Source organism: Azomonas agilis (assembly GCF_007830255.1).
Taxonomy (GTDB): domain Bacteria; phylum Pseudomonadota; class Gammaproteobacteria; order Pseudomonadales; family Pseudomonadaceae; genus Azomonas; species Azomonas agilis.
Genome location: NZ_VLKG01000005.1, coordinates 65,152 through 81,860 on the forward strand (window position 1 = coordinate 65,152; position 16,709 = coordinate 81,860).

At 51.1% G+C, this 16,709-nt stretch carries 14 protein-coding genes; 10 read left to right on the forward strand and 4 right to left on the reverse strand.

Going from position 1 to position 16,709, the window contains the following annotated elements:
• Positions 1 to 147 precede the first annotated feature (147 nt).
• Positions 148 to 978 carry an undecaprenyl-diphosphate phosphatase gene (locus LX59_RS08000; protein ID WP_144571330.1) on the forward strand — a complete coding sequence of 277 codons (831 nt, stop codon included), beginning with the start codon at positions 148 to 150 and terminating at the stop codon, positions 976 to 978.
• 71 nt (positions 979 to 1,049) lie between these two features.
• Here the strand turns inward: LX59_RS08000 and glnA are convergent, their stop codons facing one another.
• On the reverse strand, positions 1,050 to 2,453 hold the full coding sequence (gene glnA / locus LX59_RS08005; RefSeq protein WP_144571331.1) for a glutamate--ammonia ligase: 1,404 nt from the start codon (positions 2,451 to 2,453) through the stop codon (positions 1,050 to 1,052).
• A gap of 397 nt (positions 2,454 to 2,850) precedes the next feature.
• On the opposite strand from glnA, the gene LX59_RS08010 reads away from it, so the two are divergent.
• The 5 genes from LX59_RS08010 (at position 2,851) to rsgA (ending at position 8,288) form a co-directional block, all read left to right on the forward strand.
• Positions 2,851 to 3,489, forward strand: a complete 639-nt coding sequence (locus LX59_RS08010) for a thiol:disulfide interchange protein DsbA/DsbL (RefSeq protein WP_144571332.1) — start codon at positions 2,851 to 2,853, stop codon at positions 3,487 to 3,489.
• A gap of 10 nt (positions 3,490 to 3,499) precedes the next feature.
• Complete coding sequence (locus LX59_RS08015) at positions 3,500 to 4,351, forward strand: endonuclease/exonuclease/phosphatase family protein (protein ID WP_144571333.1); 852 nt, start codon at positions 3,500 to 3,502, stop codon at positions 4,349 to 4,351.
• A gap of 16 nt (positions 4,352 to 4,367) precedes the next feature.
• Positions 4,368 to 6,458 (forward strand): GGDEF domain-containing protein, encoded by a 2,091-nt coding sequence (locus tag LX59_RS08020; protein ID WP_144571334.1) that lies wholly within the window; start codon positions 4,368 to 4,370, stop codon positions 6,456 to 6,458.
• Positions 6,459 to 6,546: 88 nt separating this feature from the next.
• Positions 6,547 to 7,251 (forward strand): N-acetylmuramoyl-L-alanine amidase, encoded by a 705-nt coding sequence (locus LX59_RS08025; protein ID WP_144571490.1) that lies wholly within the window; start codon positions 6,547 to 6,549, stop codon positions 7,249 to 7,251.
• Between the two features lie 5 nt (positions 7,252 to 7,256).
• The gene (gene rsgA / locus LX59_RS08030; protein WP_144571335.1) at positions 7,257 to 8,288 is read left to right on the forward strand and encodes a small ribosomal subunit biogenesis GTPase RsgA; all 1,032 of its coding nucleotides are present in this window, start codon (positions 7,257 to 7,259) and stop codon (positions 8,286 to 8,288) included.
• A 20-nt stretch (positions 8,289 to 8,308) separates the two neighbouring features.
• On the opposite strand, the gene motB is transcribed toward rsgA, so the two are convergent.
• Together motB and motA are read right to left on the reverse strand one after the other, a co-directional pair.
• Positions 8,309 to 9,292 carry a flagellar motor protein MotB gene (gene motB / locus LX59_RS08035; protein ID WP_144571336.1) on the reverse strand — a complete coding sequence of 328 codons (984 nt, stop codon included), beginning with the start codon at positions 9,290 to 9,292 and terminating at the stop codon, positions 8,309 to 8,311.
• A 5-nt stretch (positions 9,293 to 9,297) separates the two neighbouring features.
• Complete coding sequence (motA, locus tag LX59_RS08040; RefSeq protein WP_144571337.1) at positions 9,298 to 10,149, reverse strand: flagellar motor stator protein MotA; 852 nt, start codon at positions 10,147 to 10,149, stop codon at positions 9,298 to 9,300.
• A 149-nt stretch (positions 10,150 to 10,298) separates the two neighbouring features.
• Between motA and LX59_RS08045 the strand changes: the two genes are divergently transcribed.
• From LX59_RS08045 to LX59_RS08060, 4 genes are all read left to right on the forward strand, one after another.
• Complete coding sequence (locus LX59_RS08045) at positions 10,299 to 11,843, forward strand: HDOD domain-containing protein (RefSeq protein ID WP_170234351.1); 1,545 nt, start codon at positions 10,299 to 10,301, stop codon at positions 11,841 to 11,843.
• 49 nt (positions 11,844 to 11,892) lie between these two features.
• The gene (locus tag LX59_RS08050; protein WP_144571339.1) at positions 11,893 to 12,708 is read left to right on the forward strand and encodes a rhodanese-like domain-containing protein; all 816 of its coding nucleotides are present in this window, start codon (positions 11,893 to 11,895) and stop codon (positions 12,706 to 12,708) included.
• A 14-nt stretch (positions 12,709 to 12,722) separates the two neighbouring features.
• Positions 12,723 to 13,586, forward strand: coding sequence for an archaetidylserine decarboxylase (asd, locus tag LX59_RS08055; protein ID WP_144571491.1), 864 nt, complete (start codon positions 12,723 to 12,725; stop codon positions 13,584 to 13,586).
• A gap of 169 nt (positions 13,587 to 13,755) precedes the next feature.
• Positions 13,756 to 15,471, forward strand: a complete 1,716-nt coding sequence (locus tag LX59_RS08060; protein WP_144571340.1) for a molecular chaperone — start codon at positions 13,756 to 13,758, stop codon at positions 15,469 to 15,471.
• A 10-nt stretch (positions 15,472 to 15,481) separates the two neighbouring features.
• Here LX59_RS08060 and serB read toward each other — a convergent pair whose 3' ends face one another.
• The gene (gene serB, locus LX59_RS08065; RefSeq protein ID WP_144571492.1) at positions 15,482 to 16,696 is read right to left on the reverse strand and encodes a phosphoserine phosphatase SerB; all 1,215 of its coding nucleotides are present in this window, start codon (positions 16,694 to 16,696) and stop codon (positions 15,482 to 15,484) included.
• Between the last annotated feature and the right edge of the window lie 13 nt (positions 16,697 to 16,709).

A 16,709-nucleotide genomic window follows, 5' to 3' on the forward strand; every position in this document is an offset into this window, starting at 1 on the left:
CTACACAGAGACTTTAAAGTAACCAGTTATAGAATACTGCACTTGGACTCGGTTGCATGTTTGATCTCTTAAAGCGAAAGTGTTGATGCAAAGGGTGTTAGCAGCACTAACCACCCAAACAGCCTATTAGAAGACGGGAGTGTATTGATGGATTTCTGGGTTGCTATGCAGGCCCTTATTTTGGGGATTGTTGAGGGCTTGACTGAGTTTTTGCCCGTATCCAGTACAGGACATCAAATTATTGTGGCTGACCTGTTGGATTTTGCTGGGGATAGAGCCTATGCCTTCAATATCATTATTCAGTTGGGGGCCATTTTGGCGCTGATGTGGGAATATCGAGGCAAGATTTTCAGCATTACCCAAGGTTTGCCCAAAGACCCACAGGCAAGGCATTTTGCCCTGAACATATTGATTGCATTTTGCCCAGCGGTGGTATTGGGATTGTTGTTTGCTGACTTGATCCATCAGTATCTGTTTAATCCCATAACAGTGGCGACGGCCTTAGTAGTTGGTGGCCTGATTATGCTGTGGGCAGAGCGTCGTCCGCATTCCATTCGAGCCGAGTCAGTGGATGAGGTGCATTGGTCATTGGCCCTTAAAATCGGCTTGGCCCAGTGTTTGGCGTTAATTCCGGGCACTTCCCGCTCTGGTTCTACCATCATCGGCGGGTTGGTGTTTGGTTTGTCGCGTAAGGCTGCCACAGAGTTTTCCTTTTTTCTGGCTATGCCCACGATGTTGGGAGCTGCCGTTTATTCAGGCTATAAATACCGAAGTCTTTTCCAATTGAGTGATATTCCGGTATTCGCCCTTGGGCTGATTGCGTCTTTTGTATTTGCCATGATTGCAGTACGGGCTTTGCTGCACTTTATCAGCAGGCACAGTTATGCCCTATTTGCCTGGTATCGCATCGCCTTTGGCATACTGATTTTGGTGACTTGGCAATTAGGGATGATTGACTGGAGTACGGCTACTGATTAATGGCGGATGGAACGCAAAAACCCGCGCTTTTGGCACGGGTTTTTTGGATGCAGCCCGGTAAGGCTAGGGCATCAGACGCTGTAGTACAGATCGTATTCCAGCGGGTGAACAAAGGTACGGACTTTGATTTCTTCTTCGGATTTCAGCTCGATGTAGGCATTGATGAAATCGTCAGAGAACACGCCGCCTTTGGTCAGGAAGGCACGGCCTTTATCCAGTTCTTCCAGAGCCTCTTTCAGGCTGCCGCAGACTTGAGGAATGTTGGCCGCTTCTTCTGGAGGCAGGTCGTACAGGTTTTTGTCCGCTGCATCGCCGGGGTGAATCTTGTTCTGGATACCGTCCAGACCGGCCATCAGCAGAGCAGCGAAAGCCAGGTAGGGGTTGGCAGCCGGATCGGGGAAGCGCGCTTCGATACGACGGGCTTTAGGGCTGTTGACGTATGGAATACGGATGGAAGCGGAACGGTTACGGGCCGAGTAGGCCAGCATTACCGGAGCTTCAAAGCCGGGAACCAGACGCTTGTAGGAGTTGGTCGAAGGGTTGGTGAAACCGTTCAGAGCCTTACCGTGCTTGATGATACCGCCGATGAAGTACAGAGCGGTGTCGGACAGACCGGCATAGCCTTCGCCAGCAAAGGTGTTCTTGCCATCTTTGGAGATGGACATGTGCACGTGCATGCCAGAGCCGTTATCGCCGTACAGAGGCTTAGGCATGAAGGTTACGGTTTTGCCGTAGGCATCAGCGACGTTGTGGACGCAGTATTTCAGCGTTTGTACTTCGTCAGCCTTGGCTACCAGAGTGTTGAAGCTCACGCCGATTTCGTTTTGGCCGGCAGTGGCTACTTCGTGGTGGTGAACCTCGACCTTCAGACCCATCTCTTCCAGTGCGTTACACATGGCAGTACGGATTTCGTGGTCGTGGTCAACCGGCGGAACGGGGAAGTAACCGCCTTTCACACCGGGACGGTGGCCTTTGTTGCCGCTTTCGATGTCAGCATCCGTGTTCCAAGCGGCTTGTTCAGAGAAGATTTTGAACATGGAGCCGGAGATGTCGGACTTGAACTTCACTTCGTCGAAGATGAAAAATTCAGGCTCTGGGCCGAAGAACGCAGTGTCACCGATACCGGTGGACTTCAGGTACTCTTCAGCGCGACGAGCGATGGCGCGCGGATCGCGGTCGTAGCCTTGCATGGTGCTCGGCTCGATGATGTCGCAAACGATGATCAGAGTAGGCTCTTCGGTGAAGGGATCAATCACCGCAGTGCTGTCGTCCGGCATCAGGATCATGTCGGAAGCTTCGATGCCTTTCCAGCCATGGATGGAAGAGCCGTCGAACATTTTGCCGAATTCGAAGAAGTCATCATCGACATCACGGGCCGGCATGGTCACGTGCTGTTGTTTGCCTTTGGTATCGGTAAAGCGCAGATCAACCCACTTCACGTCGTGTTGTTGGATCAGTTGAAGCGACTTCGACATTATGTTCTCCAGGTCGTAGCTGTTGCTGGCCATGCTTCTGAAAGGCGGATAAAACCGGGCTCTAATGATCCGCTTTTGCAACGTGCCTCACAAGAGAGCAATTGTTATGCCAGCGGCCCAGAATGGGGCTTTTTGTAAAAAATCGTGCACAGCATCCTAAGAGGGATACTGTGTGTGCCAAGAGTATCAAATCTTAGATAAAGCCCACATGCTTCCTAGGTTTTTTATCTGCGCACCAAAAACGAGCAGACCTAAAGATTGTAGCCTTTGGAGACTAAATGCTTTGGTAGGTATCTGGTCTGAATAGGGCTCGGCAGCGCGGTTTAGAATTCGTACACTGTGGTCTGATTTACTCGGTTCAAACACCCATCTTCTACCTTGGAGTAAGGAATTCCCTATGCGTACACTGGTATCCAGCATCTTGTTGGCAGCAACGGCTTGGTTTGGAGGGATGAGTGCTTATGCTCAAGATGCATTTAAAGCGGGTGAGCACTATGCTGAGCTCAAACCAGAGGTTCCTGTGAGTGTTGAGCCTGGGAAAATTGAGGTGGTTGAGCTGTTTTGGTACGGCTGCCCCCACTGTTATGAGTTTGAGCCAAGCCTGAATCCTTGGGTACAGAAGCTGCCTTCTGACGTAGTGTTTCGCCGGCTTCCAGCCTTATTTGGCCGCCTCTGGGATGTGCATGGTCAACTGTTTTTAACCCTGGAAGCTATGGGTGTAGAACCTAAGGTGCATGAAGCGATTTTTGCGGCGATGCATCAAAAAGGCCTCAAACTGGCAACCCCTGAAGAAATGGCCAGCTTTTTGGCAGGCCAAGGCATTGATTCCGCCTTATTTTTAAAGACCTTTGACTCCTTTGCGGTGAAAAGCCGTATGGAGCAAACCCGTAAGCAGGTATTTAGCTACAAAGCCACGGGTGTTCCAGCCTTGATCGTCAATGGGAAATATCGCTTAGATTTAGGTTTAGCCGGTGGGCCAGAGAAGATTTTGCAATTGGCTGATCAGTTAATTGAGCAAGAGCGGCAGGCCCGTTGAGACCCCCTTCATGTTTGGTCGCTGGAACTTTGGACAGTCGGTTCGTCAGGTACAGACTCGGGTTAACCCAGACTGTGGCCTAAATGCGCAGGGTAGTCGTGCCGTCGACTGCCTGCGCTTACTCAGTTTTAACATTCAGGTGGGGATTAATACGCGGCATTACGGGCACTATCTCACCCGCAGTTGGCAGCATTTACTGCCCCACAGTGGACGGATACAGAATTTGCAACGCATTGGTGAGTTACTACACCAATATGATTTAGTGGCTTTGCAGGAAGTAGACGGCGGTAGCTTGCGCTCAGGCCATATCAACCAAGTGGAGCATTTGGCCCGCTTGGGCCACTTTCCCTATTGGTATCAGCAGCTTAATCGCAACTTAGCTCCCTTAGCTCAGCACAGTAACGGAGTCTTGAGCCGTTTTCAGCCAGAGTGTTTGGAAGACCACAGTCTGCCTGGTGTGCCGGGACGCGGGGCTATTTTATTACGCTTTGGTCATCCCACTCAGGCTTTGGTAGTGGTCATGATGCATCTGGCATTGGGAGCGCGTGAGCGTAATCGGCAGTTGGCTTATATCCGGGACTTAATCGCTCCCTATCCACAAAGAATTTTAATGGGGGATATGAACACTCATGCCAAAGATTTATTGGAGCACTCGCCGTTAAAAGAGCTCAATTGGCAGCCCCCAAGCATTTTGGCCACCTTCCCTAGTTGGCGGCCTAAGCGTAACTTAGATCATATTTTGCTTAGCCCCGGTTTGGTGCTGAAACAGGCTGAAGTTTTGCCTCATCCTATTTCCGATCATCTACCTGTGGCCGTGGAAATTGGTTTACCAGAATCTTTAACCGCTTATTCTCCCTGTTAATTAAAGGTCTGTTCAGATGACGGGTGATGCGAATTATTGGAAAGAAAAATATCTGGATAGCCTCCAGCAACAGGAAGAGTCAGAAGCCCAGTGGAATAGCCGTATGGATGTATTACGGCGCAGCTTGACCCGTACCAGCATGGCCGCCGAGGGACAAAGTCAGGGTTTGGATGAGTGCCTGCAAGACTTGCGTAAGGCACTGCACAAGGATCATTTCGAGCGCTTTTTGGAGGAGATCACTCCACGTTTAGAAAAAGCCTTGCTGGAGTTTGACCAACAACGGCAGGATCGAATCCAGCACATCAGCCAATCCTTGCACCAATTGGCGGCACAATTACAGCAGACTAATCCAGCTCCTCGTGAGCTGCGTAAAGCGCTTAAGCACTTTCCTAAGCGTTTGGATGAGCGGGTAGGGCAGTGGTCTGAGCTACAAAGCCTGTTGCAAGAGTTAGAGTCATTGCAACGCCAAGCGCTATTACCAACCCCAGAGCCTGCTAAAAAAGCACCACAGGCGCAGCAGTCGGCAGCGGCTAAAGAGCAAAGGGGCTTTTGGCAGCGATTGTTTGGTTTCCCGTGGTGGCGTAGCTCATCTCAGCCTAAAAAGGTGGTTGATACGACCTCGGTTGCGGTTGCCCCCAGCACAGCCGTTTCTGAGCCAGAGCTTGCCTCGGTTAAGCCGGATGTCACTGAGCCAGAAACCCCACAGCCTGAGCAGCAACTAACCCCAGCTCCCCTAGAGCCTAAGCCTATAGAGCCATTTGTGCAGCCCCCGGCAGATGTAGCCCCTCCAGCAGTTGCTTTAGAGCCCTTACTGGAGAAAGAGGTTAATTCTGAGCCTGAGCTAGCGGCTGTTTCTATTCCATCTTTGAGGTTGCCTGCGCAGCAACGGGAAATAGAGGCAGAAAGCACACCTACTGGGCCACTAATCCCTAGAGATGATTCTGCCCCAGAGCCTTTAGCTGAAACAGCTCAACCCTTGCCCGCTTCAATGCCTGAAACAGCGGTCAGTACCGATACTCCGGCTGGCGACCTCTCACCCACTGATACTCTGGCTGAGTCCCCACCCTATAGCTTATTAGCGGATCAAATTGAGCACATTTTATTAGGGTTACTGGACAATCTGTGCTTAGTCGATCACTGGCAAGCACAGGCAGACGTGCTAAGACGGCGGATAAAAAACGGGCTGAATTGGTATGAACTGGTAACGGTGCTTGAGGATTTAGCCTGCCTCCTGCATGCCTTGCCCCTATTTGATCGCCAATTTGAAGACTACCTCAAGCAACTCAATGATCGGCTGGCAATCATGCAAGACAGCCTAAATCAGGTACAGTTGGGGCGCTCGCAAACCAGTCAAGCCACAGTAGCATTTGACTCCTGTTTGCGGCAGCAGGTTGAGGGTCTGCAAACCAGTGTGGAGCAAGCCACGGATTTACCCAGCCTGAAGTTACTGGTCGAGGAGCGTTTAGAAAGCATTGTTTCGGCCATTGATAGCTATCAGCGCCAGTGCCAAGAAAACGAACAGCAGCTAGAGGCTTCCCTCACTCAGCTTAGTGAACGCCTCATCAGCATGGAGTCTCTGTCCTCAGAGTTACAGGGCCATCTGGAAGAACAACAACGCAAAGCTCAGTTTGATGTGTTGACCGGCTTACCCAACCGGGCTGCCCTTAACGACCGGCTGGAGCATGAGATCCAACGCTGGAAGCACAACGCTAGTTCCCTGTTGTTAGCCGTCTTGGATGTGGATCATTTCAAAAACATCAACGACAGCTTTGGGCACTTGGCTGGAGATCGCGTATTGAAAATATTAGCGGGGCGCTGGCAAGAGCAGATACGCTCCAGTGATTTTCTGGCCCGTTACGGTGGAGAGGAGTTCGTATTGTTATTACCTAATACGGACTTAGAGGCTGGTTTAACCCTGTTGGAGCGCCTACGCCAAAGTACCGAGGAATGCCCCTTCCACTTTAAAGGAGAGCGACTGCAAATCACGGTTTCCATTGGGGTTACGGGCTTTACAGCGGATCATTCCACTGAAGAAATTTTTGAGCAGGCCGATCAGGCACTGTATCGAGCCAAAAACTCTGGACGCAACCGCATTGAACATCAGTAAAGCTTTAGCTCTTCTCACCTGTATAGGGCTCCTTGGACTCACAGGCTGTGGTCAAGATAGATTGCAGATTGATACCCAGTATCAAGCTATGGGGCAAGACAGCCGAGTGCAATTTATAGTTCTGCACTACACCTCAGGGGATTTTCCTACCTCCTTGGCCACCCTGACTAAAGGGCAGGTCAGTAGTCACTACTTGATTTCAGATCACCCGGCCAAGGTCTATCAACTGGTCGATGAACAGCGGCGGGCTTGGCACGCGGGGGACAGTTTTTGGCAGGGCCGTACTTGGCTAAACTCCAGTAGCATTGGTATTGAGTTGGTGAATTTGGGCTATCAGATGGATGGGGCAGGACAGCGCCTTTGGTATCCTTTCCCTGAGGAACAGATTGAGCATCTGATTGTACTGTTAAAAGACATCATGGCGCGCCACCGACTGAAACCGGGGGCTATTGTGGCGCACAGCGATATTGCACCCGCACGTAAGGTGGACCCGGGGCCATTATTTCCGTGGAAGCGTTTGGCTGAGGCAGGCTTGATCCCTTGGCCCGCTCCAGCTCAGGTCAGTGAGTGGCAACAGCGTTTTAGCCACCAACTGCCGAGTGTGCGCTGGTATCAAGAGTCCTTAAGCCGCTTCGGTTACAAAGTGCCCCAACACGGTATTTTGGATAAGGAAACGCGCGCCGTATTGGCTGCCTTTCAGATGCGTTACCGACCCGCCCGCTTTGATGGGGAACCTGATGCAGAAACAGGGGCTTTATTGACGGTGCTAAATACTATGGTTGCTGCCCCCTAAATCCTATGAAACGTCAACTAAGCCGTCGCCAAAACTGGCGCATTAATAAGATTCAAGAAGAACGTGCTGCCCGTGCCGCTCGTCGGGAACATAAAACCTTGGAAGCTTTAGAGGGCGGTGATCTTGGCCCGGAGCAAAAAGGTTTAGTGATCGCCCACTTCGGGGTGCAAATTGAGGTAGAAGCCTGTGAGGGCGAGTTGAAGGGGCAGAGGATTCGCTGTCACCTTAGGGCCAACTTGCCCGCTTTAGTGACAGGTGACTATGTGGTGTGGCGGCCCGGTCATCAGGGCGATGGCGTAGTGGTAGCCCAACTTCCGCGCCATTCAGAATTATGCCGTCCTGATCCTCGTGGCCAATTAAAGCCTGTGGCTGCTAATGTGGATCAAATTCTGATCGTGGTTGCGCCCTTGCCAGAACCCCACGCCAACCTAATTGATCGCTATTTAGTGGCGGCAGAGCATGCAGGCATACGACCTTTATTGGTGTTCAATAAAGCCGATTTGGTAACGGAAGATAATCAAGCCTCCTTAGAGGCGCTGCTTTCGGTTTATCAAAGCTTAGGTTATGCCGTGTTGTCGGTCTCGGCTCAGTCTAGGACGGGCTTAGATCAACTACAGCAGAGCTTAAAAGGTTGTATCAGTGTATTTGTGGGGCAGTCGGGAGTGGGTAAGTCTTCACTGGTCAATCAGTTATTGCCTGAGGTACAGACTCCGGTGGGCGCTTTGTCGGAGTTCAGCGGCAAAGGAACCCATACCACCACTACGGCGCGCTTGTTTCATTTCCCAGAAGGCGGTGACTTGATTGACTCACCGGGTATCCGCGAGTTTGCCCTAAGCCACATTGACCGCCAGATTGTGACCGAGGGCTTTGTGGAGTTTCGGCCTTGGTTGGGGCGTTGTCGGTTTCGTGACTGCCAGCATCAGCATGAGCCTGGTTGTGCTCTGCTGGGGGCATTGGCGGAAGGTCACATTGACCCGAAACGGATGGAAAGCTACAGGGCGATCATTCACAGCCTGCCCGTCAATACCTCCTATTGAGGGGCAGGCTAGCTCAGCCGTTATCTGGAATTACCTAGCTCTGGGGATTGCAAAACCCCGCTTTCAAAAAGGTTGGTGCGCTTACGCAGCTCCTCAGTCGAAAGCGGGTCGGCTGGGTTGGTTTTGCGCTCGGTTTGGCCTGGATTAGCAGACTGGCTGTCCTCGATGGAGCGTTGAGCTTTTTTGGTCAGTACTAAGATCTCAATGCGCCGATTAACAGGGTTTAACGGGGCTTTACGGTCAAACAGGGCCGTAGAACCATAACCCACAACTCGGGCTACTTGCTCTTCAGGATAGCCACCGATGACTAAGGCCCGCCGTGCGGCGTTAGCCCGGTTACTGGACAGTTCCCAGTTCCCAAAGCTGGCATTTTTGGCATAGGGCTTAGCATCCGTATGACCACTGAGGCTGACCTTATTCGGCACAGAGCGCAGCGTGCCCGTCATGGCTAACAGAATATCTTCGAAATAAGGCTGTAACTGAGCGCTGCCTAGGGCAAACATAGGCCGGTTTTCCGCATCCCGGATCTGAATGCGCAAACCATCAGGTGTGATATCCATCTGGATTTGATCCTTGAATTTATTCAGTTCAGGATCCTCTTCCACCTTATTTTGCAGTTCTTGCAGCAGCAGTTCTAAGCGCTCTTGCTCCAGTTTTTCGGCAATGGCTTCGGCTTGTTGTGCTTGTATTTCCTGTGGGGTGGGTGGGGTGATATCCGGCGTGTCGATTTTAGGATTTAAGGTTTTATCAGGCGCAACCGTGGGTGTTCCCCCCAGATCAACCGCATAGGGGCTGCCGCCTTCGCTAAACCCCACAGGGTCTTGGAAATAACCTGAGATGGCTTTAAGTTGCTCCGGTGTAGCAGAGGCCAACAACCAGAGCACCAAAAAGAACGCCATCATAGCGGTAGCAAAGTCAGCAAAAGCGATCTTCCATGCGCCACCGTGGTGGCCCGCCGCATAGCGCTTAACGCGCTTGATGATAATCGGTTGATTGTTATCCATAGCTGCTAGCCACCGCGCATCGCTTGTTCAAGTTCACTGAAAGAGGGGCGATGGGCTGGGAATAAAACCTTGCGTCCAAATTCGACCGCTAAGGTGGGAGGCATACCGGATGCGGAAGCCACTAAACTAGCCTTGATGGCTTCATAGACGTTGAGCTCTTCTTTAGCGTCATGTTCCAAGCTGGTGCCCAAAGGCCCGAAAAAGCCATAAGCCGCCAAAATCCCTAAAAAGGTGCCCACGAGGGCCGCTGCTACGTGAACGCCCAGCTCGCGTTGCTCAACCTGACCTAAGAGCGCCATCGTAATCACAATGCCGAGCACCGCAGCCACAATACCAAAGCCGGGTAAGCCATCGGCAACACGGGTAACGGCGTGGGCTGGGTGCTCCAACTCTTCTTTAAGGCTGGCCAGCTCCATATCAAACAAGCCTTCTAGCTCGTGGGGAGCCATGTTGCCGGAGGACATAATACGCAAGTAGTCGCATATGTAGGCGGTCATGCGCTCGTCTTGTAGCAGGCCGGGGTATTTACTGAAAATTGGGCTGGATTTGGGATCTTCAATGTCCGCTTCAATAGCCATCATGCCTTCGCGGCGGCTTTTATTTAGAATTTCATAGAGCAGCTTTAAGACTTCTAAATAAAAGGTATGGGTAAAGCGATGTCCAAACATCTTCAGTGATTTTTTGAACACCTGCATAAAGGTACTACCGGGGTTGGCTTGTAAAAAAGCGCCCAAGGCAGCACCACCGATGATTAAGACTTCAAAGGGTTGAATCAGGGCCGCTATTTGGCCGTGAGACAACACATAACCACCCAGAACTGAAGCGAATACCACAATAATGCCGATAATTTTGGCCATTTACTGAATTCCATATCGGAGATCAAGACAGGTTCATCAGGGCCGGAACCATAAAATCTGTGTGAGGGCTCAAACAATACTTCATGCTAGAGGATATTTTGAGCCAGACTAAAGGGCATCCCGCTGAAAAGCTAGCATGGTGTTGCAGTATGTCTCCTTTGCCCCCACTTCCCAATAATCTTCAGGATTGGATTAATACATTGGATGCCGTACAGCTACCTGCATTGGCTTCTGATGTCCAAAAAGCGCGTCAGGCACTGGGCAATAATACCCAGTATTCATTGCGAGAGATTGCCCAGCAACTGCAAGCAATTCCCGCTTTGACGCTCAGTATTATGCGGGAGGCAAACACTAAGGGGTACAGTCAAGAAGATCGAGCCGAAACCCTTGAGGCAGCCCTGACTCGATTAGGCATGCAACGAGCCCATGAGCTGCTCAACAAAATCCCGGTAGTGGAGTTGAATGAAGATAACTGGCCTTTTTTTCAGGTGCTGTTGATCAGTCAACATGCCTGCCAACAAGCCAATGGGCTGTTTTCAGCCCGCCTAGCGCGAATCTGGCAAGAGGTTTATTGGAATACCCTGCTGTTTATGGCTCCTTTATGGGTGATTATTTGTGCTTATCCCAAACTATTTCGTATTTGGGAGCGCTCTACCTTGGAGCGAGCAGTATCTTCTCGCGCTGATGAAACCCAGCTTTTAGGGTTGCCCGTATTAACCCTGTGCCAAGGACTGGCCGAGCATTGGCGACTACCCCATTGGACTGTGCGTTGCTATCGCATCGTGAATCAGGATCAGCGTTTTTTGGTAAAGGCCTTACGCATTGCGCAAAATGACGAAAATCCTCTGGATCAGCAACAAAACTTGGATGCTGATCCAGAACTGCGGCGTTGGTTGACTCAGCCTGAAAATACGCCACTGTTGGCTAACACCTTAGCAACGATGGCCCATCATGGATGGGGTTCGGTTCAAATGTTGCGCTGGCAACGTTTAGCGGCGCTCTATGTGGAAATGCCTTTACCTACCTTGCAGCAACGGATACACCAGCAGGCGGTACTCAGTGCTCAACAACAGGCTTTGTCCGGACTTTGGCACCCGGCCCAAGCGCTGATATGGCCTTGGACTGACCGTTTTAGTGGGGTGGAATACCCAAGTTCTACAGCAAAAACCGTTCAATCTGTGCCTGAGGAGCTTACCTCGATTCAGCGTTGGAAAGCAGCCTGTGCTGAGCTACTTAGCAACCCCAGTCCCTTTGCCAATATTTTGCAGTTGTCGGCTAAGGTGCAGGAGGCTTTGTTGAGTGCAGGGGTTCAGCGGCTGGTTATTTTACAATTGGATGCCAAGCGCAATCTTTTAGTGACACGACAAAGTGCCGGTTTGGCCAGTGAAGCCAAGTTTTTACAGCTAGACCCGGCCCACAGTCCTTTAGTGCAAAACCTGTTGCAGCACCCTCGCCAGTTATATCTGACAGCCGAACACAGCGCCCGAGTGCTTGAGCTGTTACCGGGTGCTATTAAATCCTTATTCGATAGCCAGCATTTGTTGATACAGGTGGTAAGCCTTAATAAAACGGTCATGTTATTGGTAGCTGATCGCACAGGAGCTGCTTTGGATGAGCGCCTGATACAGGTATTTGCGAAAACCATGCAATGTTTTGAAAAAGCCTTGGGCTATTACACGAAGTACGAACCCTAAGGAGTTTTTCGCTACACTCTCAATACCCTGACTGAATAGAGGTTCCTCCATGTCCACCCTGTCCGATCTACCTTTGGTTATCGAGCCCGTTGAGCTGATCAAGGTATTGGATGCTCCAGACTTAATCTTGGTAGATCTGACCAGCGTGGCTCGTTATCACGAAGGGCATATCCCGGGAGCAAGTTTTGTCGATCCTAAACAGACCCAGCGTGGACAGCCGCCTGCTCCCGGTGCGCTGCCAGAGCTTGCCGCTTTAGAGGCACTGTTTTCCGCCTTGGGCCATCACGATCAAGCCGAATATGTGGTGTACGACGATGAAGGAGGTGGTTGGGCGGGGCGTTTTATTTGGTTATTGGATGTAATTGGCCATACTAAATACCACTATCTGAACGGCGGATTACTGGCGTGGCAGGCCGAGGGTTATCCTCTGAGCCAAGAGGTTCCATCTAGCCGATTAGCTCCTGTAGCCTTGAAGATTCATCCAGAGCCTACCGCTAGTTGTGACTACCTCAAAAGCCGTCTTGGGGCTTCGGATCTGGCGATTTGGGATGCACGTTCTCCCCAGGAGTACTCGGGCGAAAAAGTACTGGCAGCGCGGGGTGGGCACATCCCCGGAGCGGTTAATTTTGAGTGGACGGCGGGCATGGATAAGCAACGGGCCTTACGTATTCGCTCTGATATTGCTCAGCAACTGGAGCAATTGGGCATCACGCCTGATAAAGAAGTCATTACTCACTGCCAAACCCATCATCGTTCAGGCTTTACTTACTTGGTCGCTAAAGCCTTGGGGTATCCGCGTGTGAAAGCCTACGCAGGTTCTTGGGGGGAATGGGGTAATATGAGCGACACCCCTATCGCATCATGAATAAAACCTACCCCATGAAAAAACGCTTTTTTGTGTTTAGCCAATATCTATTGCCCCATCATTTAGTGTCGCGTGCTGTAGGATGTTTGGCTGAAACTCGAATACCTTGGCTCAAAAACTTGCTGATTCGGGCCTTTATGCGTCGTTTTCAGATTGATCTGAGTGAGGCGCGGATTGAGGCTCCCGAAGGTTATGCAGATTTCAATGCCTTTTTCACCCGTGCGTTAAAAGATCAAGCGCGCCCTCTGAGCACAGAGGAACATGGGTTACTGAGCCCTTGTGATGGTCAGGTCAGTCAGCTAGGCAGCATTACTCAAGGCCGTATTTTTCAGGCTAAAGGACATCACTTTAGTTTGATTGATTTGTTGGGTGGTGATTTACAGCGAGCTGAACCCTTTATGGGCGGCAGCTTTGCTACGCTGTACCTCTCGCCAAAAGATTATCATCGGGTGCATATGCCGTTGGCTGGCCGTTTGCGCGAGATGATTTACATTCCTGGCCGCTTATTTTCCGTCAATCAGACGACAGTTGAATCTGTACCTGGCTTGTTTGCGCGCAATGAGCGAGTCGTGTGCATCTTCGATACAGACCAAGGCCCAATGGCCGTTGTGTTGGTAGGAGCCATGATTGTGGCGAGTATCGAAACGGTTTGGGCTGGACTGGTTACACCTCCTAAACGTATCCTGAAGCGCTTTTGTTATGATCAACCTGCCCCCTATCCCATTCAGTTGGACAAGGGTGCTGAGTTAGGGCATTTCCGCCTAGGATCAACCGTAATCCTGCTGTTTGGGCCAGAGGTTGTGACTTGGTGTGAAGGATTAAAACCACAAAGCCCGGTGCGCATGGGCGAAGCCTTGGGGCATGCAAGGACAGCGTGATGATCGGCTATTTAATCTCGTTGCATCCCTTTGAGCTTGGCTGAGACAACCCATGAATTATAGGTTCGGAGCTCAGGCTGTGGATACGCAACCGCTTTTATCATCCCTAATGCAGGTTCTTACCCCAACACAAAAGAGCCTGACATTTTGTGACGCTACACCCAATTCCGTGCAAAAGTGGCTAGACACTTTACCCAAAGCGAACTTGGGTGAAACTGCGCGGCTGCTGTACCAAGGACTGGTCGAATTAAATCAGTTACAGACAACAGCGGCCAATCGTTTGGCCCTGTTGGAGCTGTTTCGGGTTGAAGTACAAAGTGCCAGTCGGTTTTTGGAGCGTTACTTCCTAGATCAGCCCGTAGTCTTGGAAGCGAAAGCACACAAAGTGGCTACTTTATGCTTGACGATGCAAAGTTACTTGGCTGTTGGTTATAAGCAAGTTCTAGCCGATGCCAAACCTAAAGAACGCGGCCAGATTTTTGCAACCGCGTTACAGCGTGCATTGCATACTTTGTATACGGCATTGATTCGTTCTATGCAGCTCTATGGGCCTCCACCCAAAGGCCTGTGGTTAGATGTGCACCAGCTTTACGTGCTGGCCCTACAAGAGGGTGTTCAGCATCAGAAGATTAAAGATCAACTGATGCGTTATACGGAAAGCCAGAGTATTGAGCAGGCCTATACCGCCTCTCTACTGCTAGGGATTGCCAACGGTAACCACTTACGTCGTCGTACCTTGGGCGTTTTAGGGGAAACCTTAGAGTCTTGGAGTGCCCTGACTAGACTGCAAAAAGCTTCTGCATTAGGGAGTTTATTCATTATTGACACTCAGGTGGATGCTCCACCCCGCCACCGAGTGCTCGTCCAGCATGCTGAGCTATCTAGCCTATTAGGCTTGGATACGCTCCCTCTGACCGAGGCTTTGCAAAGTCACTTAGAACCTAAGGGACAGAAAAAATCTCTTGCCGTAGCTTTAGCCGGTATCGAAACCGTTAGCTTAGATGTACTTCAGGGGCTGTATCTGGCTTGGAGCCAAGTGGCTGAGCGCAAAGCACAACGCATTGCCGCTCAGGGACGTTTAAGCCTGTGTTTAGGTATGACAGCCGTACACTATTATCTGGCTGGGAAGCGCCCTTTTAATGAGCTGCTCAACCCCTCAGAACAAATCTTAGAGGCGAGTAGCCACTTTGGTGAGGCTGGAGGGCTGCATTTGGATCCTTGGGGAGCCGTGCCCTCTGGAGGTCAATCCTCTGAACATAGCGATCCTTGGCAGACGGCTAGCAGTAAACCCTCTGATCAGTCCAAGGTATTGGATTTAGGGAAAAAAAGCGTCGCTGCTTACCCTGAGTTTGACGTTGAGATAGTCAACCAAAGTATGGGGGGATACTGCTTATCTTGGTCGGCAACGCCCCCTGAACAGCTACAAGTAGGTGAGTTATTAGGTCTACATTCGTCTGCTGACGTGGGATGGATGTTGGCAGTGGTACGTTGGATCTACTTGGCTCCAGAAGGACAAACCCAAATGGGGGTTCAACTGCTGTCCGCTCAAGCACAGCCCTGTGCGGTGCAGTTAATCCAACAAGGTCGAGAAAATAGCCAGCATCTGCGCGCTTTATTGTTGTCGGAAAATACAGCAACTCAGCAGCCGCCTTTATTGTTGGCTCCTTTGCTGCCCTTTCAGGAGGGGCAGAAGGTGGCGGTTTTGCAGGATAGGCAAGAACGGCAGGCTTTGTTGACCCGTCGTCATTCGGGGACTTTTAGCTATAACCTGTTCGAGTACCGGTTGCTAGAAGCGCCACGCATGGAGCAACCCAGTACTCTGATACCAGAGCCTAAGGCTGCTCCTAAGGCGGAAGATTTTGATTCTTTATGGAAGATTCTGTAAGGCTGTTTGACTACTCGCTATCTTCAGGGTCACGGTAGCCTAACAAGTACAGAATGCCATCTAGGCCCAAGGTTGAAATGGCCTGTTTGGCGGACTGCTTGACTAGGGGTTTAGCCCGGAAGGCAACCCCTAAGCCTGCTAGCCCTAACATGGGTAAATCGTTTGCACCGTCACCGACGGCAATAGTTTGCTCAAGGCTCAGGCCTTCGCGCTTGGCCAATTCGCGCAGCAAATCGGCTTTGCGTTGAGCATCTACAATAGGCTCTACGGCAACGCCGGTAAGTCGTCCCTGGTCAATTTGTAATTCGTTGGCAAAGACATAATCAATGCCCAGTTTTTGTTGCAATTGGTGGGCAAAATAACTGAATCCACCGGATAAAATGGCCGTTTTATAGCCTAGGCGTTTGAGTTCAGTAAACAGCAGTTCCGCCCCTTCCGTAAGCGGAAGCCGGAGTGCGACTTCTTGAAGTACGGATTCGGGCAACCCCTTAAGTAAAGCTAAACGCTCACGGAAACTGGCGCGAAAATCCAGCTCACCCCGCATGGCGCGCTCGGTAATGGCGGAAACTTGCTCCCCTACGCCTGCTACCTTGGCCAGCTCATCAATCACTTCGGCTTCGATCAGGGTCGAGTCCATATCGAACACGGCCAGCCGACGGTTACGCCGGAATAGGGTGTCGCGTTGGAAGGCAATGTCGATGTCCAGTTCTTGGCCTATACGTAAAAACTCTGCTCGCAAAGCTGTAGGGTCTTCGGGTTCACCGCGCACCGACAGTTCGATACAGCCTTTAGCTCGATCCACTGGAGCATCCAGCGAAATGCGTCCTGACAAGCGATCAATACGGTCGATGTTCAAGCCGTATTGGGCCGTAATAGCACTGACCCGATGTAAATGTTCAGCGGTTACGCGCCGCGCTAACAGAGTGACGATGTGTCGAGCTTTACCCTGTCCTTCAACCCAATGTTGATAATCGGCTTCGGACACTGGGGTAAAGCGTACTTGTTGGTCGAGTTTATAGGCCGTGAACAGCACCTCTTTGAGTGCTGATGAGGCTTCCAGGGTTTCGGGGATTTCCACCAGAATGCCAAAAGACAGGGTATCGTGGATCACCGCTTGACCAATATCGAGGATATTGGCTTTACCTTGGGCTAATACGCCCGTAATAGCAGCCGTCAGTCCGGGGCGGTCTTCTCCGGTGATGTTAATCAGCACGATTTCGCGCAAGACGGTTTCTCCT

What these genes read in the sequence shown, in the direction of transcription:
- rsgA (WP_144571335.1), top strand. Translation starts at nt 7,257, where the DNA reads ATGAAACGTCAACTAAGCCGTCGCCAAAACTGGCGCATTAATAAGATT.
- LX59_RS08050 (WP_144571339.1), top strand. Translation starts at nt 11,893, where the DNA reads ATGTCCACCCTGTCCGATCTACCTTTGGTTATCGAGCCCGTTGAGCTG.
- LX59_RS08015 (WP_144571333.1), top strand. Translation starts at nt 3,500, where the DNA reads ATGTTTGGTCGCTGGAACTTTGGACAGTCGGTTCGTCAGGTACAGACT.
- LX59_RS08025 (WP_144571490.1), top strand. Translation starts at nt 6,547, where the DNA reads ATGGGGCAAGACAGCCGAGTGCAATTTATAGTTCTGCACTACACCTCA.
- asd (WP_144571491.1), top strand. Translation starts at nt 12,723, where the DNA reads ATGAAAAAACGCTTTTTTGTGTTTAGCCAATATCTATTGCCCCATCAT.
- motB (WP_144571336.1), bottom strand. Translation starts at nt 9,292, where the DNA reads ATGGATAACAATCAACCGATTATCATCAAGCGCGTTAAGCGCTATGCG.
- LX59_RS08000 (WP_144571330.1), top strand. Translation starts at nt 148, where the DNA reads ATGGATTTCTGGGTTGCTATGCAGGCCCTTATTTTGGGGATTGTTGAG.
- glnA (WP_144571331.1), bottom strand. Translation starts at nt 2,453, where the DNA reads ATGTCGAAGTCGCTTCAACTGATCCAACAACACGACGTGAAGTGGGTT.
- LX59_RS08020 (WP_144571334.1), top strand. Translation starts at nt 4,368, where the DNA reads ATGACGGGTGATGCGAATTATTGGAAAGAAAAATATCTGGATAGCCTC.
- motA (WP_144571337.1), bottom strand. Translation starts at nt 10,149, where the DNA reads ATGGCCAAAATTATCGGCATTATTGTGGTATTCGCTTCAGTTCTGGGT.
- LX59_RS08010 (WP_144571332.1), top strand. Translation starts at nt 2,851, where the DNA reads ATGCGTACACTGGTATCCAGCATCTTGTTGGCAGCAACGGCTTGGTTT.
- LX59_RS08045 (WP_170234351.1), top strand. Translation starts at nt 10,299, where the DNA reads ATGTCTCCTTTGCCCCCACTTCCCAATAATCTTCAGGATTGGATTAAT.